Source organism: Gordonia crocea, from assembly GCF_009932435.1.
In the GTDB taxonomy this organism is placed as follows: Bacteria; Actinomycetota; Actinomycetes; order Mycobacteriales; family Mycobacteriaceae; genus Gordonia; species Gordonia crocea.
In genome coordinates this window covers 1,584,145-1,608,365 of the sequence record NZ_BJOU01000001.1, presented here as the reverse complement: position 1 = coordinate 1,608,365, position 24,221 = coordinate 1,584,145, and the positions used below count along the sequence as shown (strand labels likewise).

At 68.4% G+C, this 24,221-nt stretch carries 22 protein-coding genes, 1 tRNA gene, 2 rRNA genes and 1 pseudogene; 9 read left to right on the top strand and 17 right to left on the bottom strand.

Features of this window, described 5'->3' with window-relative positions; translation table 11 throughout:
* The first annotated feature begins 48 nt into the window (after nucleotides 1–48).
* Nucleotides 49–768 (top strand): trypsin-like serine protease, encoded by a 720-nt coding sequence (locus tag nbrcactino_RS07590; protein ID WP_161926803.1) that lies wholly within the window; start codon nucleotides 49–51, stop codon nucleotides 766–768.
* Between the two features lie 340 nt (nucleotides 769–1,108).
* Here nbrcactino_RS07590 and nbrcactino_RS07585 read toward each other — a convergent pair.
* Nucleotides 1,109–1,190 (bottom strand) — tRNA-Leu (locus nbrcactino_RS07585).
* Nucleotides 1,191–1,259: 69 nt separating this feature from the next.
* On the opposite strand from nbrcactino_RS07585, the gene nbrcactino_RS07580 reads away from it, so the two are divergent.
* A complete protein-coding gene (locus tag nbrcactino_RS07580; RefSeq protein WP_161926802.1) occupies nucleotides 1,260–1,682 on the top strand; it encodes an MATH domain-containing protein in 423 nt (140 codons plus the stop codon).
* A gap of 107 nt (nucleotides 1,683–1,789) precedes the next feature.
* Nucleotides 1,790–2,149: a DUF3817 domain-containing protein gene (locus nbrcactino_RS07575; RefSeq protein ID WP_161926801.1), complete on the top strand. Its 360-nt coding sequence runs from the start codon at nucleotides 1,790–1,792 to the stop codon at nucleotides 2,147–2,149.
* Between the two features lie 9 nt (nucleotides 2,150–2,158).
* On the opposite strand, the gene rdgB is transcribed toward nbrcactino_RS07575, so the two are convergent.
* The 10 genes and pseudogenes from rdgB to clpS all read right to left on the bottom strand — a co-directional run bounded on the left by rdgB (nucleotide 2,159) and on the right by clpS (nucleotide 9,230).
* The gene (gene rdgB / locus nbrcactino_RS07570) at nucleotides 2,159–2,770 is read right to left on the bottom strand and encodes an RdgB/HAM1 family non-canonical purine NTP pyrophosphatase (RefSeq protein WP_161926800.1); all 612 of its coding nucleotides are present in this window, start codon (nucleotides 2,768–2,770) and stop codon (nucleotides 2,159–2,161) included.
* An 11-nt stretch (nucleotides 2,771–2,781) separates the two neighbouring features.
* Complete coding sequence (gene rph / locus nbrcactino_RS07565) at nucleotides 2,782–3,543, bottom strand: ribonuclease PH (RefSeq protein ID WP_161926799.1); 762 nt, start codon at nucleotides 3,541–3,543, stop codon at nucleotides 2,782–2,784.
* A gap of 101 nt (nucleotides 3,544–3,644) precedes the next feature.
* Complete coding sequence (locus nbrcactino_RS07560; RefSeq protein ID WP_161926798.1) at nucleotides 3,645–4,427, bottom strand: cyclic nucleotide-degrading phosphodiesterase; 783 nt, start codon at nucleotides 4,425–4,427, stop codon at nucleotides 3,645–3,647.
* An 88-nt stretch (nucleotides 4,428–4,515) separates the two neighbouring features.
* Nucleotides 4,516–5,337, bottom strand: coding sequence for a glutamate racemase (gene murI, locus nbrcactino_RS07555; RefSeq protein WP_186343321.1), 822 nt, complete (start codon nucleotides 5,335–5,337; stop codon nucleotides 4,516–4,518).
* Nucleotides 5,338–5,355: 18 nt separating this feature from the next.
* A complete protein-coding gene (locus nbrcactino_RS07550; RefSeq protein ID WP_161926797.1) occupies nucleotides 5,356–6,327 on the bottom strand; it encodes a PLP-dependent cysteine synthase family protein in 972 nt (323 codons plus the stop codon).
* Between the two features lie 103 nt (nucleotides 6,328–6,430).
* A pseudogene (locus nbrcactino_RS07545) lies at nucleotides 6,431–6,703 on the bottom strand (MoaD/ThiS family protein); the annotation flags it as partial.
* A 2-nt stretch (nucleotides 6,704–6,705) separates the two neighbouring features.
* Nucleotides 6,706–7,209 carry a M67 family metallopeptidase gene (locus tag nbrcactino_RS07540; protein ID WP_161926795.1) on the bottom strand — a complete coding sequence of 168 codons (504 nt, stop codon included), beginning with the start codon at nucleotides 7,207–7,209 and terminating at the stop codon, nucleotides 6,706–6,708.
* A gap of 10 nt (nucleotides 7,210–7,219) precedes the next feature.
* On the bottom strand, nucleotides 7,220–8,326 hold the full coding sequence (locus tag nbrcactino_RS07535; protein ID WP_161926794.1) for a P1 family peptidase: 1,107 nt from the start codon (nucleotides 8,324–8,326) through the stop codon (nucleotides 7,220–7,222).
* On the bottom strand, nucleotides 8,323–8,916 hold the full coding sequence (aosR, locus tag nbrcactino_RS07530; protein ID WP_161927651.1) for an oxidative stress transcriptional regulator AosR: 594 nt from the start codon (nucleotides 8,914–8,916) through the stop codon (nucleotides 8,323–8,325). Before aosR ends, nbrcactino_RS07535 begins: the two co-directional genes overlap by 4 nt.
* Nucleotides 8,913–9,230: an ATP-dependent Clp protease adapter ClpS gene (gene clpS / locus nbrcactino_RS07525; RefSeq protein ID WP_161926793.1), complete on the bottom strand. Its 318-nt coding sequence runs from the start codon at nucleotides 9,228–9,230 to the stop codon at nucleotides 8,913–8,915. Before clpS ends, aosR begins: the two co-directional genes overlap by 4 nt.
* Before the next feature lie 18 nt (nucleotides 9,231–9,248).
* Here clpS and nbrcactino_RS07520 point away from each other — a divergent pair, with 18 nt between their 5' ends.
* The 3 genes from nbrcactino_RS07520 to glgB are packed head-to-tail and all read left to right on the top strand — an operon-like array spanning nucleotide 9,249 to nucleotide 14,885.
* Nucleotides 9,249–10,550, top strand: coding sequence for a nicotinate phosphoribosyltransferase (locus nbrcactino_RS07520; RefSeq protein ID WP_161926792.1), 1,302 nt, complete (start codon nucleotides 9,249–9,251; stop codon nucleotides 10,548–10,550).
* The gene (locus nbrcactino_RS07515; RefSeq protein ID WP_161926791.1) at nucleotides 10,540–12,633 is read left to right on the top strand and encodes an ATP-dependent DNA helicase; all 2,094 of its coding nucleotides are present in this window, start codon (nucleotides 10,540–10,542) and stop codon (nucleotides 12,631–12,633) included. Before nbrcactino_RS07520 ends, nbrcactino_RS07515 begins: the two co-directional genes overlap by 11 nt.
* Nucleotides 12,630–14,885, top strand: a complete 2,256-nt coding sequence (glgB, locus tag nbrcactino_RS07510) for a 1,4-alpha-glucan branching protein GlgB (protein ID WP_161926790.1) — start codon at nucleotides 12,630–12,632, stop codon at nucleotides 14,883–14,885. Before nbrcactino_RS07515 ends, glgB begins: the two co-directional genes overlap by 4 nt.
* Before the next feature lie 64 nt (nucleotides 14,886–14,949).
* Here glgB and nbrcactino_RS07505 read toward each other — a convergent pair whose 3' ends face one another.
* Genes nbrcactino_RS07505 through nbrcactino_RS07495 form a run of 3 tightly spaced genes read right to left on the bottom strand, consistent with a single transcriptional unit; the run spans nucleotide 14,950 to nucleotide 17,489 of the window.
* Entirely contained in the window at nucleotides 14,950–15,855 is a 906-nt protein-coding gene (locus nbrcactino_RS07505) for a tetratricopeptide repeat protein (protein ID WP_161927650.1), read from the bottom strand.
* A gap of 56 nt (nucleotides 15,856–15,911) precedes the next feature.
* Nucleotides 15,912–16,289: a DUF3817 domain-containing protein gene (locus nbrcactino_RS07500; protein WP_161926789.1), complete on the bottom strand. Its 378-nt coding sequence runs from the start codon at nucleotides 16,287–16,289 to the stop codon at nucleotides 15,912–15,914.
* Between the two features lie 9 nt (nucleotides 16,290–16,298).
* On the bottom strand, nucleotides 16,299–17,489 hold the full coding sequence (locus tag nbrcactino_RS07495) for an acetyl-CoA C-acetyltransferase (RefSeq protein ID WP_161926788.1): 1,191 nt from the start codon (nucleotides 17,487–17,489) through the stop codon (nucleotides 16,299–16,301).
* A 77-nt stretch (nucleotides 17,490–17,566) separates the two neighbouring features.
* Here nbrcactino_RS07495 and mce point away from each other — a divergent pair, with 77 nt between their 5' ends.
* Nucleotides 17,567–18,022: a methylmalonyl-CoA epimerase gene (gene mce / locus nbrcactino_RS07490; RefSeq protein ID WP_161926787.1), complete on the top strand. Its 456-nt coding sequence runs from the start codon at nucleotides 17,567–17,569 to the stop codon at nucleotides 18,020–18,022.
* A gap of 25 nt (nucleotides 18,023–18,047) precedes the next feature.
* Entirely contained in the window at nucleotides 18,048–19,106 is a 1,059-nt protein-coding gene (locus tag nbrcactino_RS07485; RefSeq protein WP_161926786.1) for a coiled-coil domain-containing protein, read from the top strand.
* Nucleotides 19,107–19,124: 18 nt separating this feature from the next.
* Here nbrcactino_RS07485 and nucS read toward each other — a convergent pair whose 3' ends face one another.
* Complete coding sequence (gene nucS / locus nbrcactino_RS07480) at nucleotides 19,125–19,808, bottom strand: endonuclease NucS (protein ID WP_161927649.1); 684 nt, start codon at nucleotides 19,806–19,808, stop codon at nucleotides 19,125–19,127.
* Nucleotides 19,809–19,826: 18 nt separating this feature from the next.
* Here nucS and nbrcactino_RS07475 point away from each other — a divergent pair, with 18 nt between their 5' ends.
* Nucleotides 19,827–20,678: a universal stress protein gene (locus nbrcactino_RS07475; protein ID WP_161926785.1), complete on the top strand. Its 852-nt coding sequence runs from the start codon at nucleotides 19,827–19,829 to the stop codon at nucleotides 20,676–20,678.
* A 94-nt stretch (nucleotides 20,679–20,772) separates the two neighbouring features.
* Here the strand turns inward: nbrcactino_RS07475 and rrf are convergent.
* A 5S ribosomal RNA gene (gene rrf / locus nbrcactino_RS07470) occupies nucleotides 20,773–20,889 on the bottom strand.
* A 95-nt stretch (nucleotides 20,890–20,984) separates the two neighbouring features.
* A 23S ribosomal RNA gene (locus nbrcactino_RS07465) occupies nucleotides 20,985–24,115 on the bottom strand.
* Nucleotides 24,116–24,221: the final 106 nt, after the last annotated feature.

Below are 24,221 nucleotides of genomic sequence, written 5' to 3'. Positions count from 1 at the left end.
ACCGTCAAATCCGTTCGTCATCTTCTCAAAGAACGAGGTTGTCCCTTCATGCGCTCATCCGCCCTGTTGACCGCTGCCCTGGCCCCGGCCGCCGTCGCACTCGCCGTCGGACTGGCCGCGCCCGCCGCCGCCGCGCCGGCCGCGAAAAGCACGACCATCACCTCCGGCATGGAGATCCGCCGGCCCACCAGCATCATCACCGAGGCCAAGTGCACGCTCGGTGCGGTGATCAGCGCCAGCCGGGCCCTGACCGCCGGACACTGCGGCAAGCGCGGTGACAAGATCTACACGGTCGACGGCGACAAGATCGGCACTGTGACGGCCAACCTCATCGGCCGGCACGCCGACATCTCGGTGATCAGCCTGGTTCCCGGCCAGCGCGTCAAGGTCGATGCGATCGATTGGTCCTCCCGCGTCGGCCAGGGCTCCGCGGTCAGCAAGCTCGGCGCCACCACCGGCCTGTCCCGCGGCGTCGTCGTGAACCCGAAGCCGAAGATGATCCAGGCCGTCGAGTGCCCGGTCCCCGGTCCGCTGGCCATCGCCTGCGCGGTCGCCCCGCCCAGCTTGCTGGTGAACCAGTCGACCCTCGTGGTCGAGACGACCTTCCGGTCGGAGTCCGGTGACAGCGGCGCGGGCGTACGCCTCGGCGGCGGGCCGATCGTCGGCATCTTGTCGTCGAAGGCGGTCGGCGCCACCGACTCGAAGAACCGTGACATTGTGCGGTCCTTCTACACACCGGTCTCGCTGGTGCCCGCCAACCTCCGGTAGGCGAACCCGAACCCGGGTTACGACCCGACCAAGACAGACCCGAGCAACAGCGCCGGACCGCTTACGAGCGGCTCCGGCGCTGTTCTCCTTTCGCCGACTGGGCCCTAGATTTCGCCGAGTGGGCCCTCTTCTCCGCCGACTGGGCCCCGCCCCCTCATTTCGATCGACTGGGCCCGACGGCATATCTACCGCGTAATAGCCGTGCATGTGAAGAAGGCTCTCAATGCGGTCCGCTGTCCACTCGACGAGAATGAGGGCCCAGTCGGCAAGAATGGGGGCCCACTCGACGAGAATGAGGGCCCAGTCGGCGAGAATCAGGGCCCACTCGGCGGGGTTGCGGTGCGCGAGACAGGACTTGAACCTGCACGTCCGAGGACACTGGAACCTAAATCCAGCGCGTCTGCCAATTCCGCCACTCGCGCCTGTAGCGCCGCCCACACTACACGGCAGGCGATTGCCCCCACGACCGGCGGCACGGGTACCGTCAAGGTATGTCGCAGTCTCGGCAACCCCGGCGCCACCGCCCGGCACTCATCGTGTTGACGCTGGTCGCGGCGACGGCCTGCCTGGGCCTGGCGTACTGGCAGTGGGTGCGATTCGAATCGGCGGCCGGCACCTTCCAGAACCTCGGTTACGCGCTGCAGTGGCCGGCATTCGCCATCGCCGTCATCTACGCCTACCGTCGCTTCGTCGTGCTGGAGAGCGACCCCGACGAGCAGGCACGCCTGACCGACAAGCACCGGACCGACGCCGAGATCCCCGCCGACCTGTTGCCCGAGCGGCCCGCGATCCCCAGCGCCGACGCCATCGGCGACGAGCTCGGCGGCGTTGACCCCGACGACGAACTCGCCAGCTACAACGCGTACCTCAAAGCACTCAACTCCCCGACCACCCCCGAGAGGAAGACGACGTGACCGACGCCGACCAGACCTCGTCCAGCCCGGATGCACCCGAGACGGATGTCCCTGCCACGGATGTCCCTGCCACGGATGTCCCTGCCACGGATGTGACTGCCACCGATGTGACTGCCACCGATGCTCCCGCCACTGAGACGCGGCAGAATCCGTTGAACGCCGCGGCCATCCCGGGCGCACTGGTGCGCTACCGGACGTTGGCGTGGATCACCGGTATCTGGTTGCTGTTCCTGGTCGGCGAGATGATCGCCAAGTACGGGTTCGGGAACGACGGCTTCGGCTGGGTCGGCATCGTGCACGGATGGGTCTACTTCATCTACCTGATCTTCTGCGTGGATCTGGCGATCAAGGCGCGCTGGGGAATCGGCAAGACGGTGGCCACGGCACTGGCCGGCACCATCCCGTTCCTCTCCTTCTACGTCGAGCACATCCGCACGCGCGACGTGAAGACGCAGTACGGTCTCTGACGGCGCGGCTCAGGCCAAAGCGCGTAGGAACGGAACCAACTGGGCCAGAGCCTTGCCCCGATGGCTGAGCGCATCCTTCTCCGCGGGCGCCAACTCGGCCGACGTGCGACCACCCGCCTCGGCGTCGTCGGGCACGAACAGCGGGTCGTAGCCGAAACCGGCCGCTCCGCGCGGCTCGTCGACGATGCGTCCGCGCCATTGGCCGCGGACCACCGTCTCCTCGCCCGCCGGGGTCACCAGCGCGCACGCGGAGACGAAGGCACCGCCGCGCCGGTCCGCCGGGACATCACCCAGCTGCCCCAGGAGCAGGGAATTATTCGCCTCGTCGTCGCCATGCCGGCCCGACCACCGCGCCGACAGCACCCCCGGCATGCCGTTGAGCGCGTCGACGGCCAGTCCGGAATCATCGGCGACGCAGGGCAATCCAGTCGCCCGCGCACCCGAACGCGCCTTGATCAGCGCGTTCTCCTCGAAGGTCGCGCCGGTCTCCGGCTCTTCGGGGAACTGCGGCACGTCATCGAGCCCGACGACGGTGAGCCCCTCCAGGCCCGCCGCGGCGACGACGCGCCGGAGCTCGGCCAGCTTTTTGGCATTGCGGCTCGCCAGCAGGACGCGGGTCATCGACGGGCCGATCAGGAACTCGCCCGACCGGGCAGCGTGCCCGGGTAGTCCTCGGCGAGCACCTCGCGCTGCGCCTCGAACAGCTTCTCGGTGCCGGCCTGCGCCAGGTCGAGCAGCTTGTCGAGCGTCGCGCGGGAGAACGTCGCCCCCTCGGCGGTGCCCTGCACCTCGACGAGGGTGCCGGCATCGGTGGCGACCACGTTCATGTCCACCTCGGCCCGCGAGTCCTCCTCATACGGCAGGTCCAACCGGACCCGGCCGTCCACGATCCCGACGCTGACGGCGGCGATCGCGCACGACAGCGGCTGCGGATCGGTCAGCAGGTCCGCCGCGCGCAGGTAGGTCACCGCGTCGACGAGGGCTACATAGGCACCGGTGATGGCGGCGGTCCGCGTGCCACCGTCGGCTTGCAGGACGTCGCAGTCGATGGCGATGGTGTTCTCGCCGATGGTGGCGAGGTCGATACACGCCCGCAGCGACCGTCCGATCAGACGGCTGATCTCGTGGGTCCGGCCGCCGACCCTGCCCTTCACCGACTCGCGCGACGAACGCTCGTGCGTCGCGGCCGGGAGCATGGCGTACTCGGCGGTCAGCCAACCGCGGCCGGAGCCACGGCGCCAGCCGGGCACCCCCTCGGTCACGCTCGCCGTGCACAGCACTCGGGTCTGACCGAATTCGACGAGAACCGACCCGGCCGGGTGGGTGGTGAATCCGCGGGTGAATTTGATGGGCCGCAACTCGTCATCGGCTCGGCCGTCAGCACGTGTCGTCACGTGCTCAACTGTAGTGCCATCACGCCGCGGCGCCTGCCGAGTGGGCCCTGTTTACCGCCGAGTGGGCCCAGTTTTCGACGTCGGCTGGGCCCTGCCGCCGGTCAGGCGCGCGAGGAGACGGCCGCGACGTCGAGTTCCTGGCCCTGCTGGACCAGTTCAATGTGTCCGGAGAATGCCGACCGCGCTTCGGCCAGGATGTCGGCCGTCGAGGTCCACGGGGGGATGTGGGTGATGGCCAAGACGCCGACCCCGGCCGCCGTGGCCGCCTCCCCCGCCTCGAGCCCCGACATGTGCAGGTGCGGCGGACGATTCGCCGGGTCGTGCGTCCACGACGCCTCGCAGAGGAAGACGTCCGCTCCCCGCGCCAGGTCGATGAGCCCGTCGCACAGCGCGGTGTCCCCGCTGTAGGCGAGCACGGCCCCGTCGGGACCGGTGACCCGCACCCCGTAGGTCGTCGGCGGATGGTCCATCTTGCGGGGCTCGATGTGCAACCCGCGCAAGTCGATCCCCTGCCCGTCGACCCACTCGAACACCTCGAAGGTGTCGCTGATGTCGTCGACCTCGCCGGGGAACTCCGACGACCCGGCCCCGATCCGCGCGGCGGTCCCGGCCGGCCCCCACAGCGGCACCCGCCCCACGGCGGGAACCGGCGCCCACCGGCGCCACACGAGCATGGCCGGCAGGTCCATGCAGTGATCGGCGTGCAGGTGGCTCAGGACGACGGCGACGTCGTTGGGATCGGCCACCGCCTGCAACTCGCCGAAGACGCCCGGACCGCAATCCAGGAGGACCGGCAGTTCGCCGGGTGCGGACAGCAGGTATCCCGAACACGCCGCCCCGGGGCCGTTCACGCTGCCCGAGCATCCAAGGACTGTCAGATGCATGGCGACCACTCTGCCACGTCCCCGGCGGGGCCACGTTCGATTGCCGGGGTTTCGGAATCCATCCGTGACCACTTCCGCGACAAACGGTTCACAGGTGCTCGACGCGGCCCACCGCGGGCCCCAGGAATCGCTTGGCAAGGCGGGCAAAAGACTCAGGATCGCCGGTGGCGGTGAACACCCGGCGCGCCTCCCGATTCGAGTGCGGGTGCAGCAGGTCGAGTTCGGTCAGGACCCGCAGCACGTCCTTCGCCGTCTCCTCGGCGCTCGACACCAGGGTGACCTGGTCGCCCATCGCCAACTGCACGACGCCGGAGAGCAACGGATAGTGCGTGCAGCCGAGCACCAGCGTGTCGACGTCGGCCTCCTGCAACGGCTCGAGATAGCCCTGGGCCAACCCCAGGATCTGGCGGCCGCTGGTGATCCCGCGTTCGACGAAGTCGACGAACTTCGGGCACGCGACCGAGGTGATCTCGGCGTCGCGCGCCGCGGCGAAGGCATCTTCGTAAGCCCGGGACGCGACGGTGGCCGCGGTGCCGATCACGCCGATCCGCCCCGACCTGGTGGTGGCGACGGCCCGGCGCACCGCTGGCAGGACGACCTCGACGACGGGGATCGGCGCATACCGCTCCCGCGCATCGCGCAGGCACGCCGCCGACGCGGTGTTGCAGGCGATGACGATCGCCTTGACCCCGCGCGAGGCCAGCTCGTCACCGATTGCCAAGGCGTGGCGGCGGACCTCCGGGATCGTCAGCGGACCGTAGGGACCGTTCGCGGTGTCACCGATGTAGATGACGTCCTCGTCGGGCAGCTGGTCGATGATCGCCCGCGCGACGGTCAGTCCGCCCACGCCGGAATCGAAGATGCCGATCGGCGCCTGCCGGTCGATACCGGTCTTCCTGCCCTCACTCACAAGTCGGCAAGTTTACGCTCAGGCCCACAGCTGGCCCTCGATCGCCGCGGCCGCCGCCTCGGGATCGGAACCGTAGACGCCGGTCGAGAGGTACTTCCAGCCGGCGTCGGGCATGACCATGGCGATGTCGGCACGCTCGCCGCCGCGCACCGCGGTCTGTGCGAGGCGCAGTGCGGCGTGCAGAATCGCCCCGGTCGACACACCGGCGAAAACCCCTTCGGTCTCGACCAGCTCGCGCACCCGGGCCACCGCATCCTCGCCGGTGACCGAGAACCGGCGGGTGAGCACGGATTCGTCGTAGAGCTCGGGGACGAACCCCTCGTCGACGTTGCGCAGCCCGTACACCTCATCCCCGTAGCGCGGCTCGGCGGCGACGATCGCAATGTCGTCGCGCTGTTCGCGCAGAAACCGGCCGACCCCCATCAAGGTGCCGGTGGTGCCCAACCCCGCGACGAAGGCGGTGATCTCCGGCAGGTCGGCCCAGAGCTCTGGGCCGGTCCCCTCGTAGTGCGCCCGGGCATTCGCCTCGTTGCCGTATTGGTAGAGCATCACGACGTCGGGCCGTTGGGCGGCCAAGTCCTTGGCCATCGCCACCGCGGTATTCGACCCGCCGGCCGCGGGCGAGGAGATGATCTGCGCCCCGTACATCTGCAACAGCGCGCGGCGCTCGGCCGACGTGTTCTCCGGCATCACACAGATCAGCCGATAGCCCTTGAGCTTGCAGGCCATCGCCAGCGAGATCCCGGTGTTGCCACTGGTCGGCTCCAGGACCGTCACACCGGGGGTCAGGATGCCGTCCCGTTCAGCGGCCTCCACCATGGCCAGGGCGGCCCGGTCCTTGATCGACCCGGTCGGATTGCGGTCCTCCAACTTGAGCCACAGCCGCACGTGCGGACCGGCCGGTTCGTCGTCCCAGCGGGGCGACAACCGCTTGAGCCCGACCAGCGGGGTATGGCCGACCGAGGCGATCAGCGAGTCGTACCGGGTCATGTCGTCAGCCGCGAACGGTCAAGACAGATGCGCCTCCGGCGGTCAAGACAGATGCGCCTCCGGCGGTCAAGACAGATGCGCCTCCGGCGGTCAAGACAGATGCGCCTCCGGCGACGGCCGGCAAGACGGTCACATCGTCGCCGTCGGCGACCGCGGTGTCGAGCCCGCCGGTGAACCGGACGTCCTCGTCGTTGACGTAGATGTTGACGAAGCGCAGCAGCGCACCGCCGTCGTCGCGCAGGCGCCCCACCAACCCGGGGTGGTTCGACTCGAGATCGGCGATCACCTCGCCCAGCGTCGCACCGGTCGCGGGCACTCGCTTGGCGCCATCGGTGTGCGCGCGCAGGATCGTCGGAATCGATACGGATACGGCCATGGTCATTCTTTCGTCTGGGCGCCGTGGCGCCGGGCTGGATGATCGTCGGAATCGGGGTCGGGGGTGACGAAGGCCGGCCCGCCGCCGACGTCGCCGCCATCGCGGACGACGGTGATCGGCTCGGCGCTGATCTGGCCGTCGACGATGCGGTAGCTGCACACCAGCGCCACCTCTGGATCGGCGGTCCCGATCAGCACGTAGTGGGCCGACGGCTCGGCGGCCAGCGACGAGTCGGTGCGCGACGGGTACGGATCGGTGGCGGTGTGCGAGTGGTAGATGACCACCGGCACCTCGTCGGCGTCGTCCATGGCGCGCCACACGCGCAACTGCTCGCCGGAGTCGAACCGGTAGAACGTCGGCGAACGCTCGGCGTTGTCCATGGCGACGAACCGCGTGGGGACGTCGCCGCCCTCGGGACCGGGCAGGACGCCACAGGCCTCATCGGGGTGGTCGGCGCGCGCATGCGCAACCATCTGCTCGACCAGTCCCGCATCGATCTGCAACACAGTGGGCCCCTTACGCGGCTCGGTCCGCCACCGCCGACGGCAGCAGCGCGCGCAGCGACGGGATGTCGGCCACCGGCGTCGCCGCCAGGACCGCGTTGACGATGGCCCGCTGGGTCACGGTCGCCGCCGCCGCGCTGACATGGGCAACAATGGCGACGTCGTGATGCATTCCGGCCGGGGTGAATTCGCGCAACGCGTCGCGCGAGTCCCCGGGATGGGTCCCGGTCGACACCGCGAACAGCGTGTCCCCGTCCAACGGCGAATGCGCCGGCACCACCGCCCGGGCCAGCCCGTCGTGGGCGGCCAACGCCACCCGCTTCGTGCACGCCTGGTCGAGTTCGGCATCCGTGGCGACGACGCCGATGGTCGTGTTCAGCGGCGTCGACTTCGCCCTCGCCTGTGCCAGCGCCAACCGGTCCGCCTCGACCGGCGGACGCAAGCGGTAGTAGTCGAGGTCGGCCGCCGATGCGCCCCAGGGCAGCCCGGTGGCCGGGTCCAGCACGTCGCCGACCGGGTTCGCGACGACGAGGGCGCCGACGGTGATGCCCGCGGCCGGCCCGTCGCCGAGTGTGATCGAGGCGGTGCCCACACCGCCCTTCAGGGCACCCGCGCGGGCACCGGTACCCGCCCCGACGGTCCCGGTCTCGAAGTCGGCGGCCGCCGCGGCGAGCGCCGCCGCACCGAAGGCCGCATCGGGGCGCGCCTGCCAATCCCCGACGAGGAGGTCGAAGATGACCGCCCCCGCCACGATCGGCACGACGTGGCCCAACGCATCCATGGGGATGCCGACCCCGCGCGACTCCAGGCCGGTCATCACCCCGTCGGCGGCGGCGAGCCCGTAGGCACTCCCGCCGCCCAATACGATCGCGTGCGCGGTCTGGACGGTGTTGACCGGGTCCAACAGATCGGTCTCGCGGGTACCCGGCCCGCCGCCGCGCACGTCGACGGCCACGACCGATCCGGGCGGCACGGTCACGACCGTGGTCCCGGTGGCCCACCCGCTGCCGGGCGCCTCAGCGGTCCCGACGACGACATCGGGGTCGAGCCGCCAGTGATGGCCCACGGCGATGCCGGTGACATCGGTGATCCGGTCGCCCGCCCGGGCCGACCCGGTCATTCCATCAACTCCTCGACCAGGATCCATTGCTGCTCGGTCAGCCATCGGTAGACGTGCAGGTGGGCCGCGTACGGATGGTCGGGGTCGAGCTCGTCGGGGGCGTCCTCGGTGATGCCCAGCATCGCGCCGAGCGAGAGCCGGACGTCGTTGATGGCGGTGAGCCATTGGTCGGCCTGCGCCCGGGTCAGCGCGATCTCCCCGCCGCCCACCGGCACCGTGTCGAGGAGGCAGTGGGCGGCGGCGAGCTTCTCGTCGATGATGACCGGTTCGTTGATGCTGCGCAGGGCCCCGTTGAGGTCGCCGTTGACGGCGTCGCAGCCGATCTCCTCGTCCTGGTCGGGACGGTGGAAATCGGGCAGCAGCCGACCCAGGGTCGCGTCCTGCGGGGCCGATGAATGACCGGACCGGATACCGGTGATCGCGGTGAGCTCGTCCGAGGGCGCCGATTCGGCCCGCTCGGTGAGCAATTCGCACATCGACTCGACGATCGAGCGGAGCAGGTCCGACTCGTGTGCCGAGCAGTGCGCCAGGTATACCGCCGAGTCGCCCGAACCGCGGCGCTTCCAGCCGGAGAGGAACCGTGCCGTCATGAGTCCCGCTGCATCGTCGCCCACAGCCCGGCGGTGTGCAGTCGCCGCACGTCGGCCTCCATCTTGTCTCGCGAGCCCGACGAAACCACCGCCTTCCCCTCCGTATGGACCTGCATCATCAACTCGTGCGCCTTGGCCCGGGTGTACCCGAACAGCTTCTGGAAAACATAGGTCACGTAGGGCATCAGATTGACCGGGTCGTCCCAGACAACCGCGACCCAGGGGCGGTCGATGCTCTCGTCAACCGTCGTGTCCGGCTCCGCCACGGTGGCGCCCGAAGGCGCGGCCGCGCTGCCACCAGTCTCGAAGGACATGAGACTAGGGTATCGAGAGTGACCCGACCTAGCACAGCCTTGCTGACCGATCACTACGAACTGACCATGATCTCGGCGGCCCGGTCCCACCCCGCCGCGGCCCGGCCGTGCGTGTTCGAGGTCTTCGCCCGCCGCCTGCCCGACGGCCGCCGGTACGGGGTCGTCGGCGGCACCGGGCGGCTGCTCGACGCCCTCGCCGACTTCCGATTCGGTGACGACGAGCTGGCCGCGGTCAGCGGGTTCCTCGACGCCGAGACCCTCGACTGGCTGGCCGGCTACCGTTTCACCGGCGACATCGACGGCTATCTCGAGGGCGAGCTGTACTTCCCGGGTTCCCCGATCCTCACCGTGCGGGCCCACTTCGCCGATGCGGTGATCCTGGAGACGCTCATCCTGTCGATCCTCAACCACGACAGCGCGATCGCCTCGGCCGCCGCCCGGATGGTGTCGGCCGCCGGCTCGCGGCCGATCATCGAGATGGGATCCCGCCGCACCCACGAGCGCGCCGCGGTGGCCAGTTCCCGCGCGGCCTACCTGGCCGGGTTGACCGCCACCTCCAACCTGGAGGCGGCGCGCAGCTACGGCGTCCCCAGTGCCGGCACCGCGGCCCACGCCTTCACCCTGCTGTTCACCGGACCGGACGGGCCCGACGAGCTGGGCGCCTTCCGCGCGCAGGTCCAGCGCCTGGGCACCGGCACGACGCTGCTGGTCGACACCTACGACATCACCCGCGGTGTGGCGAACGCGATCGAGGCGGCCGGGCCGGAACTGGGCGCGGTGCGGATCGACTCCGGCGACCTCGGAATCCTGGCGCGCCAGGTCCGCGACCAGCTCGACGGGCTCGGGGCGCACGGCACCAAGATCGTCGTCTCCGGGGACCTCGACGAGTACGCGATCGCCTCGCTGCGCGCGGAGCCGGTGGATATCTACGGCGTCGGCACCTCCCTGGTCACCGGCAGCGGCGCGCCGACGGCGGGAATGGTCTATAAGCTCGTCGAGGTCGACGGCCTGCCGGTCGCCAAGCGCTCCAGCCACAAGGAATCCCACGGCGGGGCGAAGGCCGCGGTCCGGCTGGCCCGGGAGTCGGGCACCGTCGTCGAAGAGGTGCTCTACCCGGCCGGCGGTCCGACCCCGGTCCTCGCCGGACACACCGCCGCCCCGCTGCAGACCCCGCTCGTCCGCGGCGGGCAGCGCGTCGAGGGCCTGCCGTCGTTGACCGAGTCCCGCGAGCACCTGCGCGACGCCCTCGTCACGCTGCCGTGGGAGGGCCTGGGCCTCTCGCACGGCGAGCCGGCCATCCCCACCCGCTATGAATTCTGAGACGGCCACCGACACCACCGATCTGCTCGCCGTCGCGGTGGCGGCCCTCGGCGGCGCCACCCGCGACGGACAGGTCCGGATGGCCAACGCGGTCGCGCACGCGATCGACACCGGTGAGCACCTGGCGGTCCAGGCGGGGACCGGCACCGGCAAATCCCTCGCCTACCTGGTACCGGCGATCGCGCATGCCGCCGAATCGGGGAAGACCGTGGTGGTGTCGACGGCGACGATCGCCCTGCAGCGCCAACTCGTCGAGCGCGACCTGCCGCGCCTGGCCACCGCCCTCGCCGCCCCGCTGGGCGCCGAGCCCACCTTCGCGATCCTCAAGGGCCGCTCGAACTACCTGTGCCTCAACAAGATCCACGGGGGCGTGGCCGACGAGCCGGAGGCCGAACTCTTCGACCCCTTCGAGGCGTCGCGCACCGGCCGCGAGGTCACCCGACTGCGCGAGTGGTCGTCGGACACCGAGACCGGCGACCGCGACGACCTGCCCACCGGCGTCGCCGACCGATCGTGGCGCCAGGTCAGCGTGACCGCGCGCGAGTGCCTCGGCGCGGCCAATTGCAGCTACGCGCAGGACTGTTTCGCCGAGCATGCCCGCGAGCGCGCCGCCGGCTCCGACGTGGTGGTGACCAACCACGCCATGCTCGCCATCGACGCCCTCTCCCCCGCGACGATTCTGCCCGAGCACGACGTGGTGATCATCGACGAGGCGCACGAGCTGGCCGACCGCATCACCTCCGTGGCGACCGACGAGCTGTCGGCGGCGTCGGTCACGCTGGCGGGCCGCCGCGCCGGCAAGTTGATCGACGAGGAGTTGGCCGACGACGTCGTCGGTGCGGCGGAGATGCTCGGCACGCTCCTCGACGAGGCGGCGCCCCGGTTGTTGACCGGGCTGCCGCACGGGTGGGACGCGGTGTTGGCCGGATTGCGCGACCGGCTGTGGCGGGCCCGCAGCGCGATCGGCCCGGTGCGCGCCTCCGGGGACACCGACGGTGATGCCGCCGCCGCCCGCTCGGCCGCGCTGACCTCCCTCGACGAGTTGCACGACGCGGCAGTCCGGGTGCTGGCCGCCTTCGACGAACCCGACCCGGCCAAGCGCCGCGACGTGGTCTGGCTCGCCGAGGAGAATCTGAAGTCCGGTACCCGGCGATCGCTGCGCATCGCCCCGCTCTCGGTGGGCGGACTGCTCCGGGCCTCGTTGTTCGCCGACTCGACCGTCATCCTCACCTCCGCGACCCTGGTGCTCGGCGGTTCCTTCGATGCCCTTGCCGCGACGTGGGGACTGCCGGCGGCCGGCAACCGCCTGCGTCCGGGCCAGGAACAGACAGACCAGGAACGCACAACCCAGGACCTTTCCGCCCAGGCCCGCGATGTCACCGCATCGGGAAAGGCGGTACCCGACGAGAGCGGGACGGTCCGGTGGAGCGGGTTGGACGCCGGCTCCCCTTTCGACTACCCGCGCTCGGCCATCCTCTACGTGGCCAGGCACCTGCCGCCGCCGGGCCGCGGCGGTCTGTCGCAGGAGATGCTCGCCGAACTCGCCGAACTCATGGCGGCGGCCCGGGGCCGGACCCTGGGGTTGTTCTCGTCGATGCGCGCGGCGCGCGAAGCCGCCGATGAACTCCGCGAGCGCACCGACCACACGATCCTCTGCCAGGGCGAGGACTCGACGTCGACGCTGGTCCGGCGATTCAGCGAGGACCCGGAGACCTGCCTGTTCGGCACCCTGTCGCTGTGGCAGGGGGTGGATGTGCCGGGCGACTCGCTGTCCCTCGTCGTCATCGACCGCATCCCGTTCCCCCGCCCCGACGACCCGTTGGCCAGCGCCCGCGCCCGGGCCGCCGAGGCGGCCGGCGGCAACGGCTTCCTGTCCGTCTCGGCCAACCACGCCGCACTGCTGCTGGCGCAAGGCGCCGGCCGGCTGCTGCGCTCGACCACCGACCGCGGGGTGGTGGCGGTCCTCGACTCCCGCCTGGCCACCGCGCGCTACGGCAACTACCTCCTCGCCTCCCTCCCCCCGTTCTGGCGCACCACCGACCGGGCCACGGTCCTCGCCGCCCTCAACCGGCTGACCGCATGAGTCCGGCCGGCGCGGATCCGCGGCTCGGGGCCCCCGGGCTCGCCGAGCTGGCCGGGACGACGCTCACCGACCCGCACGCGATCCTCGGCGCCCACCGGCTCGACGACGACTCGGTGGCCGTCCGGGCCCTGCGGCCACACGCCGACGCGGTGTCGGTACTGATCGACGGCGTCGAGCACCCGATGGACGAGCAGGTCGACGGGTTGTGGGTCGTCGCCCTGAACCGGCCCGCGACCGAACCGCTGCCCGACTACCGGCTGCGCGTGCACTACCCGGCCGACCCGGCCCACGGTGCGGCCGATCGGGAGTTCGTCGTCGCCGATCCGTACCGGTTCGCGCCGACCGTCACCGAGGACGAACTGGCGCTGATCGCCGCGGGTCGCCATCGACGGCTCTGGCAGGTGCTCGGCGCGCGGGTGATGACCCGCGACACCGGCCTCGGCCCGGTGTCGGGCACCGCTTTCGCCGTCTGGGCGCCGGCGGCCAAGGGAGTCGTCGTCGTCGGTGATTTCGAGGGCTGGGAGGGGCGTTTCGCCCCGATGCGCCGGCTCGGCCACAGCGGCGTCTGGGAGGTCTTCCTCCCCGGCGTGCGGGCCGGGGAGCTCTACAAGTTCCGCATCCGCGGTGCCGACGGCGGTCTCGTCGACAAGGCCGACCCACTGGCCCGGGCCGCCGAACCACCGCCGGCGACCGCCTCGGTCGTCGTCGGCGACGCCGCCTTCGCCTGGTCCGACGACGAGTGGCTGGGGCGCCGCGCCGCCACCGACCCGCTGTCGGAGCCGATGAGCATCTACGAGGTCCACCTGGGGTCGTGGCGCCCCGGGTCGGGCTACCGCGCACTCGCCGTCGAACTGGCCGACTATGTCGAACAGGCCGGGTTCACCCACGTCGAACTCCTGCCCGTGGCGGCCCATCCCTACGGCGGCTCTTGGGGCTACCAGGTGACCTCCTACTTCGCCCCGACCGCCCGCTGGGGATCGCCGGACGACTTCCGCTTCCTGGTCGACTCGCTGCACCGGCGCGGTATCGGTGTCCTCCTCGACTGGGTGCCGGCCCACTTCCCCCGCGACGCGTGGGCGCTGGCCCGCTTCGACGGGTCGCCCACCTATGAGCACCCCGACCCGCAGCGCGGCGACCACCCGGACTGGGGCACCCTCGTCTTCGACTACGGGCGCCGCGAGGTCGCCGACTTCCTCATCGCCAGTGCCCTGTACTGGCTCGACGAGTTCCACGTCGACGGCCTGCGGGTCGACGCCGTCGCCTCGATGCTCTACCTGGACTACTCGCGCGCCCCCGGGCAGTGGACGCCGAATGTGCACGGCGGTCTGGAGAACCTCGAGGCGGTGGCCTTCCTGCGCGAACTCAACGACGCGGTGCACCGCAGCCACGCCGGGGTGCTGACCATCGCCGAGGAATCCACCTCGTGGCCGGGCGTCACCCGCGACACCGCCTCGGGCGGACTGGGCTTCTCCCTCAAGTGGAACATGGGGTGGATGCACGACACGCTGGGCTACCTCGCCCGCGACGTCGCCGACCGCGCGTTCCACCACCACGAGATCACCTTCTCGTTGATGTACGCCTTCAACGAGCGCTTCCTGCTCCCGCTGTCGCACGACGAGGTGGTGCACGAGAAGGGCACGCTGTGGACGCGGATGTCCGGCGACGCCGACGCGAAGGCGCGGACCGTCCGGTTCTTCCTGGCGTATCAGTGGAGCCACCCCGGCAAACAACTGCTGTTCATGGGCCAGGAGTTCGGGCAGACGGCCGAGTGGGCCGACGACCGCGGCGTGGACTGGCACGAACTCGACGCCGGGCCCGACGCAGGCCGGCACCGCGGGATCGCCCGGTTCGTCGCCGATCTGAACCGGCTGTGCCGGACCCATCCGGCGCTGTACGAGCGGGATGTGCGCGCCGACGGCTACGAGTGGTTGTCCGCCGGCGACTCGTCGTCGCCGGTCTTCGGCTTCTGCCGACACGGAACGGGATCGACCGTCGTGTGTTTGTTCAGCGTCGCCCCCGAGCCGTTCGCGGAGTATCGGATCGGCATGCCCGCCCCGGGGCGTTGGCGGATCATCCTCGATAGCGACGACGAGAGATATCGGGACGACGAGAAGCACCAGGACGACGAGAAGCACCGCCCACCGGCGTCCGGCGCTGTCATCGAGACGACCGCTATCGCCTGGCAGGGACGCGCGACCTCGATCGCCCTGCCGTTGAAGGCCAACGCCTCGGTGTGGCTCGAGTTGCTCTGATCAGAAGAGTGCAGACGGGAGCTTGCGGCTCGTCAGAAGAGTGCAGACGGGAGCTTGCGGCTCGTCAGAAGAGTGCAGACGCCAGCTTGCGGCGCGCGGCCATGACGACCGGTTCGTTGGGCTCGTACAGCTCGAACAGCTCCAACAGCCGGGCCCGGGCGCGCGCCCGGTCGTCGTCGGCGGTGACCCGGACCAGCTCGACGAGCCGGTCGAACGCCGCCTCGGGCTGCTGCCCGATCAGTTCCACGTCCGCCGCGGCGAGTTGGTCGTCGACGTTGCCGGCCGCCGCCGTTTCGACGATCGACGCCGGGTGCTTCGACGCCCGCGACACAAAGGTCAGGTTTCGCACCAGGGACGCGGCTTCGAGGTTGCCCGGCTCCGCCTCCGCGATGGCGCGGTAGTCGGCCAGCGCACCGTCGACGTCGCCGTCGTCGAGCTTGGCCTCGGCGGCGGCCATCCGCGGATCCACCGGCTCTTCCTGCTCGGCCGGCGCCGGGCCGGCGTCCGGGAACGACGGCCCCACCTGGGTGAGGATCTCGTCGATCCAGGCCTGGATCTCGCCGCGCGGCTTGACCCCGGTGAACACCGAGACCGGCTGACCGTGGGCGAGCGCGACGACCATGGGGATCGATTGGGCACGGAACGCCTGGGCGATCCGCGGGTTCGCGTCGACGTCGACCTTGGCCAGGACCCAGCGCCCGCCGGACTCCCCCGCCATCGACTCGAGGAGCGGGGAGAGCTGCTTGCACGGCTCACACCAGGTCGCCCACAGGTCGACGACCACCAGCTGGCGGGTCGATCGGTTGATGACCTCGGATTCGAAGGTGGCCTCGGTGACGTCGATGACGGCGTCGCCCGACGCGGCGGGCGACGGATTCGGACCACCCGGGGCCCCGGCCGGCGCGGACTGTGCGGCCCGTTGGGCGTCGGCGCGGTCCTTCAGGACCGACAGATCGACCGCGCCCGACATCGCCGCGGCGGCGCGCTGCTGCGCGGCCACGGCCTGCTGACGATTGACAGGTTTGCTCACACGTCTATCTTGTCATGATCGGCCGGCACCGCATCCGGCCCGGCGACGGCGCCGACGGAGAGCTCGGCGAGATGCCCGGCGCGGCGGGCCCACCACTCGAACACCAGGGTGCCGAACGGCGGGATCGAGGACACCAGGGCCAGGCCCAAGACGAGCAGGTTCCACTTCAGCGCCCGCGCGGTGATGAAGGACATCACGACGAAGGCCACGAACACGATCCCGTGGACCATGCCCGGGATCCGGATCGCCCCCTCGTTGCCCTCGACATGCTTGAAGTACATCGAGATGAGCAGCGCCGCCCAGGTGATCGCCTCGGCAACGGCGACGAAGCGGAACCGCTTGGCCGGCGTGGACAGGTTGAAGAAGTCGGTCATCGATGTCTCTCAGACTTTCGGAACGGTGACAATGAGCGCATCGCCCTGGCCGCCCGCGCCACACAGCGCGGCGGCGCCGACGCCACCGCCACGGCGGCGGAGCTCCAGTGCGAGGTGCAGGACGATGCGGGCACCGGAGGTGCCGATCGGGTGGCCGAGTGCGATGGCGCCGCCGTTGACGTTGACCTTCTCGGGATCGATGCCCAGGGCCCGAGTGGAGGCCAGCCCCACCGCGGCGAAGGCCTCGTTGATCTCGACGACGTCCAGGTCGGCGGGGGCGATACCGGCCCGGTCGCAGGCCTTCTTGATCGCATTCGCGGGCTGTTCCTGCAGGCTCGAGTCGGGCCCGGCGACGACGCCGTGCGGGCCGATCTCGGCGAGCCAGGTCAGGCCGAGTTCCTCTGCCTTGACCTTGCTCATCACCACGACCGCGCAGGCGCCGTCGGAGATCTGCGACGAGTTGCCGGCCGTGATGGTGCCGTCCTTGCGGAAGGCCGGGCGCAGCTTGCCCAGCGTGTCCACCGTCGTGTCGGCACGGACACCCTCGTCGACGGCGAACTGGACCGGGTCGCCCTTGCGCTGCGGGATGGACACCGGCACGATCTCGTCGGTGAAGACGTCGCCCTCGGCGGCCGCCGCGGCCAGCCGGTGGCTGCGCGCGGCGACCTCGTCCTGCTGCTCCCGGGTGAACCCGTCGGCGTCGTTGCGGTCCTCGGTCAGGGCGCCCATGGCCTGGTCGGTGAAGGCATCGTGCAGGCCGTCGAAAGCCATGTGGTCGACCAGCGTCGTCGGGCCGTACTTGAAGCCGCTGCGGCTGCCCGGCAGCAGGTGCGGCGCCTGGGTCATCGACTCCTGGCCGCCGGCGACGACGCAGTCGAACTCGCCGGCCCGGATGAGCTGGTCGGCGAGGGCGATCGCGTCGATGCCGGACAGGCACATCTTGTTGATGGTCAGTGCGGGAACATCCCAGCCGATCCCGGCCTTGACGGCGGTCTGCCGGGCTGGCATCTGGCCCGCGCCGGCGGTGAGCACCTGGCCCATGATCACGTAGTCGACCGCGGAGGCCGGGACACCGGAGCGCTCCAGCGCCCCTTGGATCGCGATGGCGCCCAGATCGACGGCGCTGAAATCTTTGAGCGCGCCCAGCAGGCGGCCGAAGGGGGTGCGCGCGCCGGCGACGATGACGGTGGAACCGGACATGGGAAGACTCCTGTGCAACGATGTTCTATCCCGGCCCGACCTCGCGGACCGCTACCTGATAACGCTACCGTGAGAGCATGACCGCCTCTGCCACCGCCCTCATCAACGACCTGGTCGTCGGAATCGATCACGTCGGGATCGCCGTTCCCGACCTCGACGCGGCGAAGGCCTGGTACGCCGAGCACCTCGGCTTCGCCACGCTGCACGAAGAGGAGAACGCCGAACAGGGCGTCCGCGAGGCGATGGTGGGCCCGGCGGGGACCGACGGTGCGCTGATCCAACTCCTCGCCCCCCTCAACAGCGAGTCGACGATCGCCAAATTCCTGGACCGCAACGGGCCGGGCCTGCAGCAACTCGCCGTCCGGGTGACCGATATCGACGAGGTCGTGGCCCGGCTGACCGGCGCGGGTCTGCGGGTGCTGTACCCGGAACCGCGGCGCGGCACGGCCGATTCGCGCATCAACTTCGTCCACCCCCGCGATGCCGGCGGGGTGCTCCTCGAACTGGTCGAACCCAACCCCGAAGCACACTGAGCCGCAACCGCATTAGGCTGAGACCATGGCCGTCCCCTCCGAAAGACCACCGCAGTTCCCGATCAGCCTGCGCGGCTACGACCGGGAGGCTGTCGACCAGCAGCTTTCCCGACTCAACTCGGAGTTGAACCTGCTCGCGACGGACCGGGATTCGGCCGTCGCCCACGCCAACGAACTGGCCCACCACCTCGACCAGTCGCGCGACGAGATCGAACAGCTGCGCCGCGAGATCGACAAGCTCGCCGTCCCGCCCACCTCGGCGGCCGGGATGAGCGAGCGGCTCTCGCGGATGCTGCAGCTCGCCTCCGACGAGGCCTCCGAGATCCGGGCGTCGGCGCAGGCCGAGGCCGACGAACTCCGATCGGTGGCCCGCCAGGAGGCCGACACGGCCAAGAAGGCGGCCGACGAGGAGCGGGCCAAGGCCGAGAAGAGCTTCCGGGACCGGTCGGAAAAGCTGACCCGCGAGGTCAAGGAGGCCGACGCGCACCGGGCGCAGCTGCTCGCCGAGGCCAAGGACGAGGCGGACAAGGTGCTCTCCGACGCCAGGGCGAAGGCGAACAAACTCGAGTCGGAGACGAAGGCAAAGGCCGCCCAGCTCACCGGCGGTGCGGCGACCGAGGCGGAGAAGCTGCTGGAGATCGCCCGGGCCGAGGCGAAGAAGGTCGGGGCCGACGCCCAGGCCGAAGCCGAGCGCATCGTCGCCGAGGCCAACGCCGAGGCGAAGAAGATGCGCGAGTCGGCGCGCGAGCTCGCCGCGGAACGCCTCCGCGCCGCGCGTGCCGTGGCCGCCCAGACCCGCCGGGTCCACGACGGCATCCAAGACCGGTTGCGCGAGCTGGCCGAGCACTTGGCCAAGGCCCCCGAGGTCACCGCCGATGAGCTCGATGTCGTCGCCGACGCCACCGACGAGGACGACTCGGCCGCCCTCGACAAGCACATCACCAACCACAGCGCGATCACCCGCTCGACGCCGCACCGCGGTACCGCGTCGTCCGCGCGCGACGAGGCCGGACCGTCCAATGCCGCGACCGGCCCCATCACGATCCGGACGCGGACCAATCCCGCCCGGCCCCCGCAGGCCTGACCCCCAGAGGACCGGTCCTCAGAACAGCCGGAACTCGGTGCTTTCCATGCCGCGGAGTTCGTCGTAGTCGAGTACCAGGCACCGGATGCCCCGATCGGTGGCCAGGGTGCGCGCCTGCGGCTTGATCTGCTGCGCCGCGAAGACCCCGCTGACCGGTGCGATACTCGCATCCCGGTTCAACAGCTCGAGATAGCGGGTCAGCTGCTCCACCCCGTCGATCTCCCCCCGCCGTTTGATCTCGACCGCCACCGTGGCGCCGTCGGCGTCCCGGCACAGCAGGTCGACCGGACCGATGGCGGTGGGGTACTCCCGGCGCACCAACGTGTATCCGGCTCCCAGGGTTTCCACGTGCTCGGCGAGCAGTTCCTGCAGGTGGGCTTCGACGCCGTCCTTGACCAGGCCCGGGTCGACGCCGAGTTCATGGCTCGAATCGTGCTCGATGTCGGCGATCGTGATGCGCAGTTGTTCGCCGGCCTTGTTGGTCACCACCCAGAGCGCGACCGCCTCGACATCGTCGGGAACCGCCTCCTCGGTGAGCCAGCACGGCGGGCTCATCCAGTTCAACGGCTTGTAGGCGCGGTCGTCGGCGTGAACGCTCACCGACCCGTCCGACTTCACCAACAGCAATCGTCGGGCCATCGGCAAGTGGGCGGTCAACCGACCCGCGTAATCAACCTGACATTCTGCAACGACCAGACGCACACCGGCTAGCTTAGACATATGAGAATCCTCGTCGCCTACCTGGCCAACGATGGCGGCGCCGACGCGGTCGCCCTGGGCGGATGCCTGGCCCGATCACTGGGCGCGGAACTCGACATCGCCATTGTCGCCCCGGGCGGACATCCCGACGCCGCCCTCTCCGACGTGATCCGCGAGCAGGCGGCCGACTGGCTCACCGATGCGCAGGCACTGGTGCCCGACGTGCCATCGCAGGCCCACATCGCCTTCCACGACTCCATCCCCTCGGGCATCATCGCCGAGGCCCAACGGGTCGAGGCCGCCGCCATCGTCGTCGGCGGTTCCGGCGGCGGGATGGTCGGCAGCCACTCGCTGGGCAGCGTCGTCAACGACCTGCTGCGGGCCTCTCCCCTGCCCGTGGTGTTGGCCCCGCGGGGCTTTCGGCACTCGCCGGTTACCCGCTTCACCCAGATCACCTGTGCGATCGGTACCCGCGCGGGAGCCGCGGGCCTGTTCGAGCTCGCCATCGGCGCCACCTCGAACTCCCGCGTACCGCTACGGCTCATCTCGCTGGTGACCCTGGACCAACTGCCATCCGGCACCGACGACCCCGCGGCCGCCCAACGGGCGACCGATGCCGCCGAGGAGGTCCTCAACGAGGCCCGCAAACGACTGCCCGAGGACATCGAGGTCACCGTATCCATCGCCCACGGTTCGACGATCGAGGAGGCCGTCGAGCGGTTGGACTGGCATGACGGAGACGTCCTGCTGGTCGGCTCGAGCCGCCTTGCGGCGCCCCAACGCATCTTCCTGGGCTCGACCGCGGCCAAGATGCTCCGGGTTCTCTCCGTCCCCGTCGCGGTGTTGCCGTCGCCGAACCTCGACGCACCGTAACGCCGGCCCCTGCCGGCCCCGCGGACTGGCGGCCATATAAACCAAAACAAAGCAAAGTACCCCCGGAAAAATCCGGGGGTACTTTGGACGTTGTGTTCGGCGGTGTCCTACTCTCCCACACTGATTAAGGTGCAGTACCATTGGCGCTGGAGGGCTTAGCTTCCGGGTTCGGAATGGGGCCGGGCGTTTCCCCTCCGCTATTGCCGCCGTAACTCTATGAAACTGTGTGCTGCCCACACGTGTGTGGGTGGCAGTGTTGTTTCAGAGTTGCATAGTGGATGCGTGAACTTCTTGTTGGTGAAGTGTTGTTGTAAGTCCTCGGCCGATTAGTACCAGTCACCTGAACACATTGCTGTGCTTACAGTTCTGGCCTATCAACCCCATGGTCTGTGGGGGGCCTTACCCCTGCTAGAGGGTGAGAAACCTCATCTTGGAACAGGCTTCCCGCTTAGATGCTTTCAGCGGTTATCCCTTCCGAACGTAGCTAACCAGCGGTGCTCCTGGTGGAACAACTGGCACACCAGAGGTTCGTCCGTCCCGGTCCTCTCGTACTAGGGACAGGTTTCCTCAAGTTTCTTACGCGCGCGGCGGATAGAGACCGAACTGTCTCACGACGTTCTAAACCCAGCTCGCGTGCCGCTTTAATGGGCGAACAGCCCAACCCTTGGGACCTACTCCAGCCCCAGGATGCGACGAGCCGACATCGAGGTGCCAAACCATCCCGTCGATATGGACTCTTGGGGAAGATCAGCCTGTTATCCCCGGGGTACCTTTTATCCGTTGAGCGACACCGCTTCCACTTGCCGGTGCCGGATCACTAGTCCCGACTTTCGTCCCTGCTCGACATGTACGTCTCACAGTCAAGCTCCCTTGTGCACTTACACTCAACACCTGATTGCCAACCAGGCTGAGGGAACCTTTGGGCGCCTCCGTTACTTTTTGGGAGGCAACCGCCCCAGTTAAACTACCCACCAGGCACTGTCCCTGAACCAGATCATGGTCCGAGGTTAGAGGTCCAATACGATCAGAGTGGTATTTCAACAATGACTCCACCCACACTGGCGTGCGAGTTTCACAGTCTCCCACCTATCCTACACAAACCGAACCGAACACCAATACCAAGCTATAGTGAAGGTCCCGGGGTCTTTTCGTCCTGCCGCGCGTAACGAGCATCTTTACTCGTACTGCAATTTCGCCGAGTCTGTGGTTGAGACAGCAGAGAAGTCGTTACGCCATTCGTGCAGGTCGGAACTTACCCGACAAGGAATTTCGCTACCTTAGGATGGTTATAGTTACCACCGCCGTTTACTGGGGCTTAAATTCTCAGCTTCGCCACACAAGGTGGCTAACCGGTCCTCTTAACCTTCCAGCACCGGGCAGGCGTCAGTCCGTATACATCGTCTTACGACTTCGCACGGACCTGTGTTTTTAGTAAACAGTCGCTTCTCTCTGGTCTCTGCGACCACCCCCAGCTCACGGCGCAAGGCCGGTCACCGGGCGTGGTCCCCCTTCTCCCGAAGTTACGGGGGCATTTTGCCGAGTTCCTTAACCACAGTTCTCTCGATCGCCTTAGTATTCTCTACCTGACCACCTGTGTCGGTTTGGGGTACGGGCCGTGTACCAGCTCGCTAGAGGCTTTTCTCGGCAGCATAGGATCATGGATTTCGCCTCAACGGCTACGCATCACCTCTCAGGATATGTGGGACACGGATTTGCCTATGTCCCTCCCTACAGGCTTACACCAGCACTACCATCGACTGGCTCCACTACCTTCCTGCGTCACCCCATCGCTTGACTACTACAACCGAGGTCCCATGCAGCACCCGCCGGCCACCCGAAGGTGGTCCATAGGGATTTGGATGGTTAGTACAATTGATTCGCCATTGGGCGCGGATACACGGGTACGGGAATATCAACCCGTTGTCCATCGACTACGCCTGTCGGCCTCGCCTTAGGTCCCGACTCACCCTGGGCGGATTAACCTGGCCCAGGAACCCTTGGTCATTCGGCGGCAGAGTTTCTCACTCTGCTTTCGCTACTCATGCCTGCATTCTCACTCCCACACCCTCCACAACTGGATCACTCCGCTGCTTCCACGGATGCAGGACGCTCCCCTACCCACCCACACCACTGGACCAACCCCCGCAGGGGAAGGCCGATGTCTTGTGTGAGTGCCGCGGCTTCGGCGGTGTACTTGAGCCCCGCTACATTGTCGGCGCAGGACCACTTGACCAGTGAGCTATTACGCACTCTTTCAAGGGTGGCTGCTTCTAAGCCAACCTCCTGGTTGTCTAAGCGATCCCACATCCTTTTCCACTTAGTACACGCTTAGGGGCCTTAGCCGGCGATCTGGGCTGTTTCCCTCTCGACTACGAACCTTATCGCCCGCAGTCTCACTGCCCCGCTCTCACTTACCGGCATTCGGAGTTTGGCTGACGTCAGTAACCTAGTAGGGCCCATCGGCCATCCAGTAGCTCTACCTCCGGTAAGAAACACGGGACGCTGCACCTAAATGCATTTCGGGGAGAACCAGCTATCACGGAGTTTGATTGGCCTTTCACCCCTACCCACAGCTCATCCCCTCCATTTTCAACTGAAGTGGGTTCGGGCCTCCACGACGTCTTACCGTCGCTTCACCCTGGCCATGGGTAGATCACTCCGCTTCGGGTCCAGACCCAGCGACTCAAACGCCCTATTCAGACTCGCTTTCGCTACGGCTACCCCACACGGGTTAACCTTGCCACTGAGCACTGACTCGCAGGCTCATTCTTCAAAAGGCACGCCATCACCCACCCCACAAGGGGCGCAGGCTCTGACGGATTGTAAGCGTCCGGTTTCAGGTACTATTTCACTCCCCTCCCGGGGTACTTTTCACCTTTCCCTCACGGTACTTGTCCGCTATCGGTCACCAGGAAGTATTCAGGCTTACCGGGTGGTCCCGGCAGATTCACAGCAGATTTCACGGGCCCGCTGCTACTTGGGAATCATTCCAAACGAGGCCACACACTTTCAGCTACCGGACTCTCACCGTCTACGGCAGACCATTCCAGGCCACTTCGCCTAGCATGCGACTTTCTCACTCGTCTCCAGCACGGCAGCACCAGACAGAACAACCCCACAACACCACACGCACAACCCCTGCCGAGTATCACATGCGCATGGTTTAGCCTCCTCCGCTTTCGCTCGCCACTACTCACGGAATCACAATTGTTTTCTCTTCCTATGGGTACTGAGATGTTTCACTTCCCCACGTTCCCTCCACACCGCCTATACATTCAGCGGCGGGTAACACGACATCACTCGTGCTGGGTTTCCCCATTCGGACACCCTCGGATCACAGCTCGGTTGACAGCTCCCCGAGGCTTATCGCAGCCTCCCACGTCCTTCATCGGCTCCTGGTACCAAGGCATCCACCGAACGCCCTTACACACTTACAACAACACCTACACCCACACCCACACGCACAAAACGCGTGGCCACGAATGTAGACGCGTGCAAAAAATGTTTACAAAAACCATTAGAAATTGCAGATCTATAAAAATA